The sequence below is a fragment of the Mesorhizobium sp. M8A.F.Ca.ET.181.01.1.1 genome (assembly GCF_004792025.1).
GTDB lineage: Bacteria > Pseudomonadota > Alphaproteobacteria > Rhizobiales > Rhizobiaceae > Mesorhizobium.
Window position 1 is genome coordinate 71,912 of sequence record NZ_SRTV01000009.1, and the last position, 14,468, is coordinate 86,379.

Below are 14,468 nucleotides of genomic sequence, written 5' to 3' on the forward strand. Positions count from 1 at the left end.
CGGTTGGCGCATGCCATGGCCCAATGCCAGGGTCACGCTTCAACCGTTAAACGCAGCGATCGGAGAAATCCGTCGGTCGCCGATGCCGATCACGCGCTTGCCGCAATGCCGGGCCTTGGCGGCGGCAGGAGAAGTGGCAAAGCACTTCGTCCGGCGCGTCTGGATTACGCCGAGTGATCGTCGGCTACCAGCTGATCCGATTTGAAGCCGGCATGCTGAGGGGTCCACACATCGCCCTCTTTATTGAACCAGTGGCACAGATACATGCCGGAAGCGGCGCCATCGCTGACCGTCATCTTCGGGCCTCCCGACTTCAGCTTGACGACGTCTCCGGTCTTGAAAGTGTTGGGCATTTGGACCTCCCATGCTGACACCTGACATTTCATACCAAAACCGGTGTCCCGACAATGGCATACGGGTCTTTTGGGCCACTGTCTCATGCGGCAACGCGGGGGGCATCGCGGACGGCGCCCTCGGGGCGAAGCGGGCGGCCTCCGCGGATCAGTCCGCCTCGATCACACGCCGGGCCGGCTTCCTGACCGGCTCCCGTTGGCGCGCAGGCGGAGGCTTGTCCGCCAAGGCCTCCTGCTGCAGTCTCTGCTCCCTCAGGCGGGCTGTCTTGGCGTCCCTGGCGTGGCGCTCGGCATCCAGCACCAGCCTCGCCTCACGGTCCGCTCTTGCCAGCTTTTCCTTGTCGACACGCCTTGGCAATTTAAAACCTCCTGTCCGTGGAACCATCGGCAGGAAATGTGCGACCCAAGCGTCTGTTCCAAAAAACAGGCGCCTGTTTCAAAAAAATAGAAATGCGATATCCATCATTTGTTGTTGAGATTTGAAAATGCCGGACCGCGCGGTTGTCAGCGCGTTTCTGGGCGTTGGACCGACCGGCAAAAGGCAAAAGGCCGGAATTCGGGCCAACTTCCGCGCACCCAAGCCGCTTCGACCATTGGTTTGAAAAACTGGTGCCGCTTAGGTGACTCGAACACCTGACCCCATCATTACGAATGATGTGCTCTACCAACTGAGCTAAAGCGGCCCGGGAGGCCAAGGCCTCCAAGATGGGCAGGGTGATAGACTCAACCGGCCGCGAATTCAAGATGCGACTTGGCAAATCATGCAAGCGTCCCGCCGCGATCGAAACCGGGGCTCCAGCGCCCTTGCATGCCGGAATCGCCGACATATTCCGATTTTGTTTGCCGGAACATCGCGAAGATGGACTTTGGACGGCCCGTCAAGGCAGAATGCGGCTGCCCGCCCGTTGATTGATTGGTCGCCTGCCGCTAACCATCATGAAAGCTTGTCGCAATTAGCAGAGGGATCTCGCTTGGACGCGATCGAAAAAGCGATCCGGAACGCCTTGGAAAAGGGCAACGCCGAGGACCGCGCGTTCCGCGAGAGGGTCTATCGCTCGGCCTTCGCCGCGCTCGACCGTGCGCTCCAGGCAAATCCCGGCGTGACCGTGGAAGTCGCCATCAAGCGCCGCAAGGCTATCCAGGCGAAAATCACCGAAATCGAATCCGAGTACCTGCCGGCGGTGCCTGGCGTTGCCCCGCAGATCGACGCGATCGACGCGCCGGCGGGCGAGGCCGAGGTTGGTGCGGCGCCTGCGGTCGAGGCCGGCCCGAGGGTGCCGTCGCCCGCAGTCTCCGTCGACGCCCCCGTGCAGCCCGCTTCCGATGCACCGCGCTCGCGCGTGCTGCCGGTCGTTCCCGACATCATGCCGGATGCGACCCTGCCCGGTGCGCCGACCATCGACATGTGGGCTCCCGCCGCGCCGGGAGCCCCGACGGAAGTGGCGCCAGACCGCGATGAGCGGCGCATTCGCGGACGTCGCCTGCCGCTGACCGCCATTTTCTTCACCGTGACGCTGCTCGCGGCGGTTGGCATCGGCCTGTTTTTCGCCATGCAGACCGGTGTGTTCAAGTCGGCGGCCGAGCTTAATACCGCGCCGCCGGAAGCGCCGCCGACCGTCGAGGACGACGATTTCACCCCGGCCGACGGCGCCAACGCCCCGGCAAAGCCCGGTGCCGCGGATCAGTCGCACGACTGGATCAATGTGTTTTCGCCGACCGACCCGAGCCATGTCGCCGCGCCGTCGGACGCCAAGGCCGAGGTGATGAAGGACGACAGCGGGCCGTTCCTGCGCATCCGGTCCGGCGCCTCCGGCTCGGCGATCGCCTTCGACGTCGGGCAGGGCGTGCTGGAAAAGCTCGCCGGCAAGCACGCCGTGTTCGACATCATTGCCCGGGCCGAGGACGGCAAGGACACGCAGATCTCCGTCGACTGCAATTTCGGCGAACTCGGCGACTGCGGCCGCAAGCGTTACGCCGTCGGCCAGCAGAAAAACGAATATCTGTTCGACGTGAAGTTCCCCGACAAGCATCCAGGTTCGGCCGGAACCATTGCCGTCAATTCCGATTTCGACAAGCAGGGCAAGGCGGTCAACGTCTACGAGATTCGCGTCTCGATCGAGCCTTGAATTGAATCGTTGCGACCGACATACCGGCGGTGCCTATCAGTCGAGCAGCGCCTGCAGGGTTTCTATGCGGTCGGCCTCGTTGGCCGGCTTGTCCCAGCGCAGCCGTGAAATTCTGGGGAAACGCATGGCCACACCCGATTTGTGCCGAGTCGAGCGGTTGAGCCCCTCGAAGGCGACTTCCAGCACCAGGCCATTGTCACGGTCGGCGCGCACCGAGCGCACCGGTCCGAAGCGCTCGACCGTGTTGTCGCGGACATATTTGTCGATCTGCTTCAGCTCTTCGTCGGTGAAGCCGAAATAGGCCTTGCCGACCGGCACCAGCTCCTCCGCGCCCTCGGTCCCGGACCAGACGCCGAACGTGTAGTCCGAATAGAAACTCGAACGCTTGCCGTGGCCACGCTGGGCATACATCAGCACGGCGTCCACCGTGTGCGGGTCGCGCTTCCATTTGAACCACGGCCCCTTCGGCCGGCCGGCGAGATAGGGCGAATCCCAGCGCTTCAGCATCACCCCTTCGATGATCGGATGCGGCGGCGCACGGCGCAGGTCCTCGAGCGCCTGCCTGTCCGCGAAGTCGACGAAGGGGGAGAGATCGAAGCGGCTGGGGTCGAGCGTCCCGATGAAGGCTTCCAGGCGGCCGCGCCGCTCGCGGAAGGACAGTGGGCGCAGATCCTCTTCACCAATCTGCAGCAGGTCGTAGCAGCGCATGAAGGCCGGATATTGCTGCTGCATCCTCAGTGTCACCGTCTTGCGGTTCAGCCGCTGCTGCAAGTCCGAGAAGGTTCCCGTCGCCTCGCGTGGATCGCCGACAAGCAATTCGCCGTCGAGTGCGGCGGAAAAGTGCATGGCGTCGGCGAGGTCTGGAAAGGCGCCCGAGACATCGTCGCCGGTGCGCGAATAGAGCCGGCGGATGCCGCCTTCGGCCACCGCCTGGACACGGATCCCGTCCCATTTCCATTCCGCCGCATAGTCGGCGGGATCGAGCTTTTCGAGATCGCAGTCGCCCACCGGGTTCGACAGCATGACCGGGCGAAACAGCGCCAGCGCCGTGTTGCGTGGTTTTTCGGCCTTGCCTTCCAGCCAGGCGAACAGTGCCGTGTAGGGCTGCGACAGCCCATGCCAGAGCTCCTCGATCTCGGCGACGTCGACCTTGCCGAAATCGGCCAGCGCCTGTTTGGCCAACCGCGCCGAGACGCCGATGCGCAGGCCGCCGGTGACCAGCTTGATGATGGCGAAGCGCGCCGAGATGCCGGCGCTGTCGAGCAGCCCCGTCAGCACCTTCGGCCCGTCGGAGCGGCTTGCCGCCTGCAGCTTCGCCACCACCTCGCCAAGCGTCGGCTCGCGGTTGGCGATCCTGCCAGGCGGTTGCGGCCAGACCAGCGACACCGTCTCGGCGAGGTCGCCGACATAGTCGTAGGAATAGCCGAACAACACCGGGTCCATGCGTTCGGTGACCAGCGTGCGCAGCATGGCCGGCTTGACGGCAGCAATTTTGAGATCGCCGGTGATCGCGGCCAGCGCCAGACCACGGTCGGGATCCTCGACGCTGCGGAAATAGTCGGTCAAAAGCGTCAGCTTGCCGTTGCGCGACGGCGTCAGCACCAGGCGGTCGAGAAGTTCGGCAAAGCGGTTCATGGGGAGGGAAACCTCGCCAATCGGCAGGCGTCGCGTCCCGTCGCGCTCCCCTCTGTCCTGCCGGACATCTCCCCCACGAGGGGGGAGATTGGCAGCTGCGATGCCGGCTCATCTCCCCCAACATCAGCGATTGGCGAAAGCCGGCGTAACATCTGATCTCCCCACAAGTGGGGGAGATGGCCGGCAGGCCAGAGGGGGGCGCCGTAGGGCTCGTCAGGGACAATTGGCGAACTGTATTGCATCAATCGCCCTCGTCCTCGTAGCCCACCAGATGCAGTGGCCTGGCCGCTATCCCTTCCAGCTCGCACCAGCGCACCAGGGCTTCCTCGCGGCCGTGCGTGACCCAGATTTCCTCGGCGCCGGTCTCCTTGATGGTGGCGGTGAGTTCGTCCCAGTCGGCATGGTCCGAGATGATCAGCGGCAGCTCGACGCCGCCTTGCTTGGCGCGCTGGCGGATGCGCATCCAGCCCGACGCGAAGCATGAGATCGGGTCGGGAAAGCGCCGCGCCCAGCGGTCGGCGAAGGCCGATGGCGGGCCGACCACGATGGCGCCGGCGAAATCCTGCTTGCCGCCGCTCTCCACCGTCGCCGGCTCGAGGTCGCCGAGGTCGATGCCCTGGCTCTGGTAATATTCGCTGAGCCTGGCCAGCGCGCCATGGATGTAGAGCGGCTTGTCGTAACCGGCGTCGCGCAACAGCCGCATCACCCGTTGTGCCTTGCCGAGCGCGTAGGCTCCGACCAGATGCGAGCGTTCGGGAAACTGCGCGGCCGATTTCAGCAGCCGGGCGACCTCTTCCGTATCGGGCGGATGGCGAAACACCGGCAGACCGAAGGTCGCCTCGGTGATGAAGACGTCGCAGCGAATCGGCTCGAACGGTGCGCAGGTCGCATCCTTCTGCCGCTTGTAGTCGCCGGAGGCGACGATGCGCCTGCCCTGGTGCTCGACCGCTATCTGCGCCGACCCCAGCACATGGCCGGCCGGATGGAAGCTGACGCTGACGCCGTCGAGGGCAATCGTTTCGCCGAGCATGGCTGCCTGCGTCGTCCCGGCAAAATCCTCGCCGTAGCGCAGTGCCATGATGTCGAGCGTCTGCTGTGTCGCGAGCACCGAGCCGTGGCCGGAACGCGCATGGTCGGAATGGCCGTGCGTGATCAGCGCCCGGTTCACCGGCCGTACCGGGTCGATGAAGAAATCGCCCGGCGGGCAGTAGAGGCCCTCGGGCCGGGGATGAAGCAGGTCGCTGGCGCGCATGACCCTCAAGATAGGATATAATTCCGCCGCGGGAAGCCGGTTGCCCGAGACTGCTGACTCGCCGGGCAAAGCCTGCTCAATTCGGTTCAGCTTCGGCGTGCTTTGCTCTACACAGATGGGCGGCCGGCTACCCTGCCGGTGGAACCATCATCATGAAACCGCTTCAGACCTCGTCGGGCGACCCGAACGCCGATCGCCGTGCAGACTATGCCGAAATGCTCTTTGTCTCCGGCGATCACACTGCGGCGGCCGAGTTGCTGCTCGGCGCGCTGGAACTGGCGCCGCAATGGGCAATGGGCTGGTTTCGCCTCGGCGAGATGCAGGAGGCATCAGGCAGGCTCGACCTTGCGGCGCAGGCCTGGACGACGTCGCTGAAACTCGATCCGGCCGATCGCCAGGGCGCGGTGCTCAAACTGCAGCTGATCGGCAAAGGTCCGGCCTCCACCGCGCCGCCCAGCGCCTTTGTCGAGACGTTGTTCGACCACTATGCCGAGACATTCGAGGAGACGCTGGTCGGCAAGCTCGACTACCGGCTGCCCGAGGTGCTCGACGCTGCCATCCGCAAGGCAAGGCCGGGCCGCTTCCGCCTGGCGCTCGACCTGGGTTGCGGCACCGGACTGATGGGCGAGAGGCTGAGGCCGATCGTCGACCGGCTGGAGGGGGTCGATATCTCGGCAAGGATGCTGAGGAAGGCGCGGGCAAAAAATATCTATGACGCGCTGACAAAAGCGGATTTGCAGGATTTTTCCTATTCGGGCGGCAAGGCCGATCTGGTGACGTCAGCCGACGTGCTGATTTACATCGGTGGGCTCGAAGGTTTGGTGGCAGCGGTCGCCGGCCTGCTCGCCGAGGGCGGCCTGTTTGCCTTTTCCGTCGAGAGCCTCGTGGATGGCGGCGACTTCGCGCTGCAGCCGTCGCGGCGCTACGCCCATTCGGATGGCTATGTCGGACGGACCCTCGAGGCCAACGGTCTCTCGATCGTCGCGCTGGAACCGACAACCATCCGCTGGGATCGCCGAGAGCCTGTCAAAGGCCTGGCCGTCGTGGCACGGAAAGCTCAGGCCGTGTGAGGCCAGCTCGTTGCACTGCTGCGAAAAAGTCCGATTTGCGTGCGCGACTGATATTTGCGATCTGGTCGCATCAGGGCGGGATACCAGGAGGAGCACTTCGATGCGCTGGAACATGATGATCTTGGCGTCTTGCCTGGCAACCACCGGCTGCGTCGGCAATTCAGCGTCCGAGCGGCAGGATGCCAACATCGAATCCTCGCTGCAATATGACAGCGTGCCATGCGATCAGTTGCTGGCGCAGCGCAACGGATTGGCGCAGCAATACAATCTCCCGACGACCGCCAAGCCGACCTTCTCCAATCCCGCCATGGGCTTCGGTCCGTTCACGCCCGACATGCGCTCCAAGGCCCAGCGCGACAGCGACAAGGCGTCGGGCGAGATCGATGCCATGAACCGGTCCATCGACCGCCGCGACTGCGGCAAGCCGGACAAGCAGAAGAAGTTCGCTCTGCCTGGCTGATAATCCAACCGTCCATTAGCAAGGCTCCGTCCGGTGAACCTCTCGGACCTCGGCGACCGCATCTGTATCCTTGGGCCGTCCAACAGCGGCAAGTCGACGCTCGCCGACGCGATCGCGCGCAAGCGTGGCCTGACACCCATTCATCTCGATCTGCTCTTTCACCTGCCCCACACGGATTGGGTGCAGCGTCCGAGGGACGAGTTCATTGCCTTGCATGAGGCCGCGATCGCTGGCGAGCGGTGGGTGATGGACGGAAACTACTCGGTTTGCATGCCGCAACGCTTCCAGCGGGCGACGGGATTGATCCTGCTGGACATCTCCACCTCCGCAAGCCTGTTGCGCTATTTCAGGCGAACCCTGTTCGAGAGGGAGAGGCGCGGGGGCTTGGAAGGCGGGCGCGACAGCATCAAATGGGATATGATCCACCACATCGCCGTGACCACGCCGAAAAATCGCCGGAGATAACGGACAATGTTCGAGCAGATCGATCTGCCGAAGCTGCAACTGTCGTCGGTCCGGGCAATCAAGGAATGCTTCCGGGAGTGGGACTTGCCCAGAGGAGGGTAACGCCCTGCTAATATCCCGCCTTGCGGTCCACCAGATTGTCGAGCTTTTCGCCGCGCTCGAAAGCATCCATCTGGCGCAGCATGGTCGGCGCCAGGTGCACGGGATCGGAGGTCGCCGCGGCATGGGGTGTCACGAACACTTTCGGATGGGTCCACAGCGGGCTGGTCTTCGGCAGCGGTTCGACCTCGAACACGTCGAGGCTCGCTTCCTTCAGCGTACCGTCGTCCAATGCCCGTATGATGTCGGCGTCCTTCTGCAGGCGCCCACGCCCGGCATTGATCAGCACCGAGCCGCCAAGGCCGTTGCGCTTGCGCAACTCCTTCAGCACGCCGTAATTGATGATGCCTTGCGTGTCTGGAGTAAGCGGCAGAAGCACCACCAGAATGTCGGTGGCATTGAGGAATGGGATAAGGCCTGCTTCGCCGGAATAGGTCGCCACGCCCTTCATCGGCCGGTCGCTGCGCGACCAGCCATTGACCGCGAAGCCGAGCGACAGAAGCACCGAGGCCGCGGCCCGGCCGAGGCTGCCGAGACCCATGATGCCGACGGAAATGTCGCCGGCCGGCCGCTGCAGCGGCTCGTGCCAGGTCTTCTTCAGCTGCTGCGACCGGTAGAGCAGGCCCTGGCGGTGATGGTCGAGAACCCGCCAGACGACGTACTCGGTCATGTACTGCGTGAGGTTGTCGGCGACGACCTTGACGATCGGCACGTCGGGCAGGCCGGGATCGGCGAAGATATGGTCAACGCCTGCGCCGATCGAGAAGATGGCGCGCAGATTGGGCAGCGACGACATCAAATTGGGCTTGTGCTTCCACACCACCGCGTAGGTGATCGAAGGATCCTTGGCGCCGTCCGGCTCCAGCACCACCTCGCGCTCGGCCGACAACAGGTCGCGCCAGCGTTGCGGATGAAAGCCGGTGACGGCAAGCAGGATACGGCCTTTTTCCATCGCGGTTCGTTCAATCCTTGCTTGTGCGGATCACTCGCTGACCGCGCCTGTCGGAGCCGTCTCGATCTTGAAGGCGGCCGAGATCAGCGCCCGAGTATAGTCGGTTTGCGGATTTCCAAAAATCTGTTCGGAAGGGCCGGCTTCGACGATCTGGCCGTTGCGCATGACGATGACGTCATTGGCCAGCGCCCGGATGACCTTGAGGTCATGGCTGATGAAGAGATAAGCGAGGTCGTGCTTGGCCTGCAAATTGCGCAGGAGATCGACGACCTGCGCCTGCACGCTCATGTCGAGCGCCGATGTCGGCTCGTCCAGCATGACGAAGCGCGGGTTGAGCACCATGGCGCGGGCGATGGCGACACGCTGGCGCTGGCCGCCGGAAAATTCGTGCGGATAGCGGTTGCGGGTCGCCGGGTCGAGGCCGACTTCCTTCAGCACGGCGGCGACCTTGTCGTCGCGCTCGTCGGGCGACAGTTTCGGCTCGTGGATCTTCAGGCCTTCCTCGATGATCTCGGCGATCGACATACGCGGGCTGAGCGAACCGAACGGATCCTGAAAGACGATCTGCAGTTCGCGTCTGAGCGGCCGCATGGCGTTGAAGGTGAGCTGGTTGATGTCGCGGCCGTTGAACTGAATGGTTCCGGTCGACGAGATCATGCGCGCCAGCGCCAGGCCGAGCGTCGTCTTGCCGGAACCGGACTCTCCGACCACACCGAGTGTCTGGCCGGCGCGCACCGTGACATCGATGCCGTCGACCGCTTTCACATGATCGACCGTGCGCCGGAAGAAGCCCTGCTTGATTGGGAACCACACCTTGATGTCCTTGCCGGTCATGACAGGCTTGGCGTCGGCATTGGCGGCCGGCGGCTTGCCTTTCGGCTCGGCGGCCAGAAGGTGGCGTGTATAGGGGTGCTGCGGGTTAGCGAAGATGTCCTTGGTCGGGCCGGTCTCGACGATCTTGCCCTTGGTCATCACGCAGACCCGGTCGGCGATCTTGCGCACGATGCCGAGGTCATGGGTGATGAACAGCATCGACATGCCCTTGCGGCTTTTGAGGCCCGCGAGCAGTTCGAGGATCTGTGCCTGCACCGTGACGTCGAGCGCCGTCGTCGGCTCGTCGGCGATCAGCAGTTCCGGCTCGTTGGCGAGAGCCATGGCGATCATGACGCGCTGGCGCTGGCCGCCCGAAAGCTGATGCGGATAGGCGTCGAGCCGCTTTTGCGGATCGCGAATGCCGACTTCGTTGAGCAGGGCCAGCGTGCGCGCCTTGGCCGGACGGTCGCCCATGCCCTGATGCAGCTTCAGGATTTCGACGATCTGATGCTCGATCGTGTGCAACGGATTGAGCGAGGTCATCGGCTCCTGAAAGATCATGGTGATCTTGTTGCCGCGCACCTGGCGCAATTGCTTCTCGCTCATGGCCAAGAGGTCGGCGCCCTGGAACAGGATCTTGCCCGACGGATGGCTGGCGCTGGGGTAGGGCAGCAACTTCAGCACCGACAGCGCCGAGACCGATTTGCCGGAGCCGGATTCGCCGACCAGCGCCACCGTCTCGCCCCTGGCGATGTCGAACGAGATGTGGTCGACGGCAACGGACTGGCCGCCGCCCTGGCTGAAGGCGACGCTGAGGTCCTGCACGCTGAGCAAGGGCGCTCCGCTCATTTGAACGTCTTGCGCGGATCGAAGGCGTCGCGCGTCGCCTCGCCGACAAAAACCAGCAGCGACAGCATCAGCGAGATGACGACGAAACCGGATATGCCGAGCCAAGGCGCGTTGAGGTTGCGCTGCGCCTGCTTGAGCAATTCGCCGAGCGAGGCCGAACCCGGCGGCAGGCCGAAGCCGAGATAATCGAGCGAGGTCAGCGTCGAGATCGATCCGCTCAGCAAAAAGGGCAGGAAGGTCAATGTCGCCACCATGGCGTTGGGCAGCAGATGCCGGAACATGATGGTGCGGTTGGGTACGCCGAGCGCGCGCGCCGCGTTGACATATTCGAAGTTGCGGGCGCGCAGGAACTCCGCCCGCACCACCCCGACCAGCGCCACCCAGGAAAACAACAGCATCAGGCCGAGCAGGATGAAGAAGCCGGGCGGCAGGATGGCGGCGACGATGAGCAGCAGATAGAGCACCGGAATGGCCGACCAGATCTCGATGAAGCGCTGGAACAGCAGATCCGTCCAGCCGCCGAAATAGCCTTGCAAGGCACCAGCCCCAACGCCGATGAGAGCCGAGCCGGCGGTCAGGATCAGGCCGAACAGCACCGAAATGCGGAAGCCGTAGATGACGCGCGCCAGCACGTCGCGTGCCTGGTCGTCGGTGCCGAGCCAGTTCCAGTTGCCGACATTGCAGGCTGGGTCATCGGCTCCTTGCGGATACTGGTTGCAGCGCGTCTTGGCGTCGTATTGCCAGGACGGCTTGGCGGGTGCCGCTTCCGGGATGGCGTTGTTGACGGTCTGGTAGGAATAGCGGATCGGCGGCCAGATCATCCAGCCATGGGCATTGATTTCGTCCTGGATCACCGGGTCGCGGTAATCCGTGACCGCATAGAAGCCGCCGAATTTTTCTTCGGGGTAAGCGACCATCACCGGAAACAGGATTTCGCCCTTGTAGGAAGCGATGATCGGCTTGTCGTTGGCGATGAATTCGGCAAACAGCGACAGCACGAACAGGATGAGGAAGATCCATAGCGACCAGTAGCCGCGCCGGTTGGCCTTGAAATTCTGCAGGCGGCGCTTGTTGAGCGGCGACAGGAACGGCCGTGGGAGCCGCTCCGGCAAGACACCGGCGGTAACGCTTGCCTCCGACATCAGACGTCTCTCCGCTCGAAATCGATGCGCGGATCGACCCAGGTGTACATCAGGTCGGACAGGAGCCCGATGAACAGGCCAAGAAGCGAGAAGATGTAGAGGTTGGCGAACACCACGGGATAGTCGCGCTCGACCACCGACCGGAAGCCGAGCAGGCCGAGCCCGTCGAGGGAGAAGATATTCTCGATCAGCAGCGAGCCGGTGAAGAAGGCCGAGATGAAGGCACCGGGGAAGCCGGCGATGACGATCAGCATGGCATTGCGGAAGACGTGGCCGTAAAGCACCTGCCGTTCCGACAGGCCCTTGGCGCGCGCCGTCACCACATACTGCTTGCGGATTTCCTCCAGGAACGAGTTCTTGGTCAAAAGCGTCGTCGTGGCGAAGGCCGACAGCACCAGCGCCGTCAGCGGCAAGGTCATGTGCCAGGCATAGTCGGCGATCTTGGCCGGCCACGACAACTGATCCCAATTGTCGGAGACAATGCCGCGCAACGGGAACCAGTCCCAGAACGAGCCGCCGGCAAACAGCACCATCAGAAGAATGCCGAACAGGAAGCCCGGAATGGCATAGCCGACAATGACGACGCCGCTGGTCCAGACGTCGAAGGGGGTGCCGTCCCTGACCGCCTTGCGGATGCCGAGCGGGATCGAGATCAGATAGGACAATAACGTGATCCAGAGCCCGATCGAAATCGAAACGGGCATTTTCTCAAGGATCAGGTCGAGCACCGAAATATCGCGGAAATAGCTGTTGCCGAAATCGAACCGGGCATAATTCCACAGCATCATGCCGAAGCGCTCGAGCGGCGGCTTGTCGAAGCCGAACTGCTTCTCCAGCTTCTTGATGAATTCCGGGTCGAGGCCCTGGGCGCCGCGATATTTCGAGCTGACGTCGCCGGCAGCGTCGAAATTGGAACCGCCCGCATCGCCGCCGCCACCGCCGAGGCGGTCGCTGCCGCCCTGGTTGGTCAGCTTGGCGATGACCTGCTCGACCGGGCCGCCAGGCGCGAACTGGATGACGGCGAAGGATATCGCCATGATGCCGAACAGCGTCGGGATCATCAAAAGGATGCGGCGCAGTATATAGGCGCCCATCAGATGGTATCCTCCTCAGGGAGAGCCACCGTGTCCGGCGGCACCCCCAAGGCAGTCGCGTCAGGCCAATTGTCGACGCCGGCGCCGCCCCTCATTGTCCTGCCGGACATTTCTCCCCGTATAGGGATGGGGAGAAAGGGGCTGGCCATGATCTCGGCGCTCTTATCGCGACGCTTGTAGTTGGCGAAATCACTGATCAGAGCACCCCTCTCCCCGTCACTATACGGGGAGAGGATGCCGGCAGGCAGGTGAGGGGCAGCGCCAACGCCCGCAAGAAATTCAGCCTTTGCCAATTTTTGCCGCCTTGCCCTTATCGAACCACCACAGCGCCTCGACCGGAAAGCCGAAATCGGGCTTTTGCTCGACAAAGCCGAACATGTCCCAATAGGCGACGCGGTGATTCGCCAGATAGTATGTTGGAATCCAGTCTAGCCGCGCGCGCAAGATCCGGTCGAGCGCTCTCAGCGCCGCGACGAGTTCTGCGCGGCTTTGCGCCTTGCCGGCCGCCACGATCAGCGCGTCGATGGCCTTGCTTTTCGTGCCCGGATAATTGCGCTGCCCCGGTGTGTCAGCCATCCGGGAATCATAGAGCATTTCCAGCCCGTCATCAGTCGGTGTCGCTCCGATCGACCAATGGAGCATGTTGAGATCGAAGTCGAAATCGCTCTGCCGCTGTTCATATTGCGCTGAATCGACTTGCCTGATCGATGCGTCGATTCCGATCGCCTTCATATTCTCGGACCACGGAGTGTAGATGCGAACGATGCCATCATCCTCCGCCAGCATTTCAACCCGCAGCCGCTCACCCTTGTCGTTGACGAGGAAACTGCCCGCGCGCTTCCAGCCGGCTTGCGCAAGCAACCGCGAAGCCTCGCCCAGCTGCTTGCGGTCATGGCCCGAACCGTCGGAGAGGGGCTGCGTTACGGCTTCACCAAAGACCTCTGGCGGCAACTCGGCTCGGAACGGCTCCAGCAGGGCCAATTCCTCAGGCGAGGGCAGGCCTTCGGCTTTGTAATCCGACCGTTCGAAATTCGATTGAGCGCGTTCGTAAGAGCCGTAAAACAACGCCCGCTTCATCCACTCGAAATCGAAGCATCTGGCGATCGCTCGTCGCACCCGTTCGTCGCGAAATTGCGGGCGACGCTGGTTAAGCGCGACGCCCTGCATGTCCGGCGTCTTTTCGCCGGGAAATTCCCGTTTGACGACCTTGCCGTCCTTCAACGCTGGAAAGTCGTATCCGGTCGCCCAGACACGCGCGGTGAATTCCTCGCGAAAATGCGTATCGCCCTTTTTGAAGGCCTCGAATGCCGCCTGCCGGTCGAGATAGAAGTCGATGCGTATACGGTCGAAATTGTACAGACCGCGGTTCACCGGGAGATCGCGGCCCCAATAGTCGGCCACGCGGTCATATTCGACAGTCTGTCCGGCCGCGACGCGTCCGATCCTGTAGGGCCCCGAGCCAAGCGGCGGTGTCATCGTTGAGGCATCGAAATTGTTGGCCGTATAAAAGGCCTTGGACACGATCGGCATTCCGACGACCGCTAGGATGTTTTGCGCGGACTGTTCGCCATTGAAGGTCAGGGCAAGGGTGACGGGATCGACCGCGACCGCCTCCGTCATATGCCGCAGCGCCTTGGAAAGGTTCGGGTGGCCTTGGTCCTTGTACAGCTTCAGCGCGGAGGCGACGTCTTCGGCGGTCAGCGGCGAGCCGTCATGGAAACGCGCTTGCGGCCGAAGCGCGAAGCGGAAGCCGTTGCGGTCTTGCGACAGCGTGACGGACTCGGCAAGCAGGCCGTAGACCGCATCCGGCTCATCGAGCGCGCTTGCCATCAGGGAATCGAAGCAGAGTTCGGCGCGCGGCGGCGCCTCTCCTTTCAACACCAGGAAATTCAGTGTGTTGAAAGTCAGGAAGCTCTGATTGAGGGTTGCGCTGGGCGGCGTGAAATTCATCTGGCCGCCCTTGGGAGCGTCCGGATTGACATAGTCGAAATGCGCAAAATCCGGTCTGTATTTGAGGTCGCCGAAGGCCGACAGGCCGTGCAGCTTGATCCCGGTGGCAATGTTTGCGAAAGCCTTGCCCGGCAACAAGGCGGCGGCAGTGGCAGCTGCGCCAAGAGCGAGAAAGTCGCGGCGGGGCAGGGCCGTCATCGATTGCCGC

At 63.2% G+C, this 14,468-nt stretch carries 12 protein-coding genes, 1 tRNA gene and 1 pseudogene; 4 read left to right on the top strand and 10 right to left on the bottom strand.

Features of this window, described 5'->3' with window-relative positions; genetic code table 11:
* Positions 1-164 precede the first annotated feature (164 nt).
* From EN824_RS27075 to EN824_RS27085, 3 genes are all read right to left on the bottom strand, one after another.
* A complete protein-coding gene (locus tag EN824_RS27075) occupies positions 165-353 on the bottom strand; it encodes a DUF2158 domain-containing protein (protein WP_127275157.1) in 189 nt (62 codons plus the stop codon).
* Between the two features lie 148 nt (positions 354-501).
* A complete protein-coding gene (locus EN824_RS27080) occupies positions 502-711 on the bottom strand; it encodes a hypothetical protein (RefSeq protein WP_127275158.1) in 210 nt (69 codons plus the stop codon).
* A 249-nt stretch (positions 712-960) separates the two neighbouring features.
* Positions 961-1,036: transfer RNA gene (locus EN824_RS27085), tRNA-Thr, on the bottom strand.
* A gap of 288 nt (positions 1,037-1,324) precedes the next feature.
* On the opposite strand from EN824_RS27085, the gene EN824_RS27090 reads away from it, so the two are divergent.
* Entirely contained in the window at positions 1,325-2,479 is a 1,155-nt protein-coding gene (locus EN824_RS27090) for a hypothetical protein (protein ID WP_127275788.1), read from the top strand.
* Positions 2,480-2,515: 36 nt separating this feature from the next.
* Here EN824_RS27090 and EN824_RS27095 read toward each other — a convergent pair whose 3' ends face one another.
* Positions 2,516-4,114 carry a cisplatin damage response ATP-dependent DNA ligase gene (locus EN824_RS27095; RefSeq protein ID WP_135932893.1) on the bottom strand — a complete coding sequence of 533 codons (1,599 nt, stop codon included), beginning with the start codon at positions 4,112-4,114 and terminating at the stop codon, positions 2,516-2,518.
* A 241-nt stretch (positions 4,115-4,355) separates the two neighbouring features.
* Complete coding sequence (locus EN824_RS27105) at positions 4,356-5,366, bottom strand: ligase-associated DNA damage response exonuclease (RefSeq protein ID WP_127281133.1); 1,011 nt, start codon at positions 5,364-5,366, stop codon at positions 4,356-4,358.
* Between the two features lie 152 nt (positions 5,367-5,518).
* Between EN824_RS27105 and EN824_RS27110 the strand changes: the two genes are divergently transcribed.
* The 3 genes and pseudogenes from EN824_RS27110 to EN824_RS27120 all read left to right on the top strand — a co-directional run bounded on the left by EN824_RS27110 (position 5,519) and on the right by EN824_RS27120 (position 7,463).
* Positions 5,519-6,436, top strand: a complete 918-nt coding sequence (locus EN824_RS27110) for a methyltransferase domain-containing protein (RefSeq protein ID WP_127870711.1) — start codon at positions 5,519-5,521, stop codon at positions 6,434-6,436.
* A 100-nt stretch (positions 6,437-6,536) separates the two neighbouring features.
* Positions 6,537-6,896, top strand: a complete 360-nt coding sequence (locus EN824_RS27115; RefSeq protein ID WP_127278432.1) for a hypothetical protein — start codon at positions 6,537-6,539, stop codon at positions 6,894-6,896.
* A gap of 33 nt (positions 6,897-6,929) precedes the next feature.
* Positions 6,930-7,463: pseudogene (locus EN824_RS27120) on the top strand (AAA family ATPase).
* 7 nt (positions 7,464-7,470) lie between these two features.
* On the opposite strand, the gene EN824_RS27125 reads toward EN824_RS27120, so the two are convergent.
* The 5 genes from EN824_RS27125 to EN824_RS27150 all read right to left on the bottom strand — a co-directional run bounded on the left by EN824_RS27125 (position 7,471) and on the right by EN824_RS27150 (position 14,458).
* A complete protein-coding gene (locus EN824_RS27125) occupies positions 7,471-8,412 on the bottom strand; it encodes a glyoxylate/hydroxypyruvate reductase A (protein ID WP_127278434.1) in 942 nt (313 codons plus the stop codon).
* Between the two features lie 30 nt (positions 8,413-8,442).
* The gene (locus EN824_RS27130; protein WP_127278435.1) at positions 8,443-10,074 is read right to left on the bottom strand and encodes an ABC transporter ATP-binding protein; all 1,632 of its coding nucleotides are present in this window, start codon (positions 10,072-10,074) and stop codon (positions 8,443-8,445) included.
* Positions 10,071-11,216, bottom strand: coding sequence for an ABC transporter permease (locus tag EN824_RS27135; protein ID WP_127870712.1), 1,146 nt, complete (start codon positions 11,214-11,216; stop codon positions 10,071-10,073). Before EN824_RS27135 ends, EN824_RS27130 begins: the two co-directional genes overlap by 4 nt.
* Positions 11,216-12,310 (bottom strand): microcin C ABC transporter permease YejB, encoded by a 1,095-nt coding sequence (locus EN824_RS27140; protein WP_127278437.1) that lies wholly within the window; start codon positions 12,308-12,310, stop codon positions 11,216-11,218. Before EN824_RS27140 ends, EN824_RS27135 begins: the two co-directional genes overlap by 1 nt.
* A gap of 279 nt (positions 12,311-12,589) precedes the next feature.
* Positions 12,590-14,458 carry an extracellular solute-binding protein gene (locus tag EN824_RS27150; protein ID WP_127870713.1) on the bottom strand — a complete coding sequence of 623 codons (1,869 nt, stop codon included), beginning with the start codon at positions 14,456-14,458 and terminating at the stop codon, positions 12,590-12,592.
* Between the last annotated feature and the right edge of the window lie 10 nt (positions 14,459-14,468).

What these genes read in the sequence shown, in the direction of transcription:
- EN824_RS27105 (WP_127281133.1), bottom strand. Translation starts at nt 5,366, where the DNA reads ATGCGCGCCAGCGACCTGCTTCATCCCCGGCCCGAGGGCCTCTACTGC.
- EN824_RS27125 (WP_127278434.1), bottom strand. Translation starts at nt 8,412, where the DNA reads ATGGAAAAAGGCCGTATCCTGCTTGCCGTCACCGGCTTTCATCCGCAA.
- EN824_RS27095 (WP_135932893.1), bottom strand. Translation starts at nt 4,114, where the DNA reads ATGAACCGCTTTGCCGAACTTCTCGACCGCCTGGTGCTGACGCCGTCG.
- EN824_RS27150 (WP_127870713.1), bottom strand. Translation starts at nt 14,458, where the DNA reads ATGACGGCCCTGCCCCGCCGCGACTTTCTCGCTCTTGGCGCAGCTGCC.
- EN824_RS27130 (WP_127278435.1), bottom strand. Translation starts at nt 10,074, where the DNA reads ATGAGCGGAGCGCCCTTGCTCAGCGTGCAGGACCTCAGCGTCGCCTTC.
- EN824_RS27115 (WP_127278432.1), top strand. Translation starts at nt 6,537, where the DNA reads ATGCGCTGGAACATGATGATCTTGGCGTCTTGCCTGGCAACCACCGGC.
- EN824_RS27075 (WP_127275157.1), bottom strand. Translation starts at nt 353, where the DNA reads ATGCCCAACACTTTCAAGACCGGAGACGTCGTCAAGCTGAAGTCGGGA.
- EN824_RS27140 (WP_127278437.1), bottom strand. Translation starts at nt 12,310, where the DNA reads ATGGGCGCCTATATACTGCGCCGCATCCTTTTGATGATCCCGACGCTG.
- EN824_RS27135 (WP_127870712.1), bottom strand. Translation starts at nt 11,216, where the DNA reads ATGTCGGAGGCAAGCGTTACCGCCGGTGTCTTGCCGGAGCGGCTCCCA.
- EN824_RS27110 (WP_127870711.1), top strand. Translation starts at nt 5,519, where the DNA reads ATGAAACCGCTTCAGACCTCGTCGGGCGACCCGAACGCCGATCGCCGT.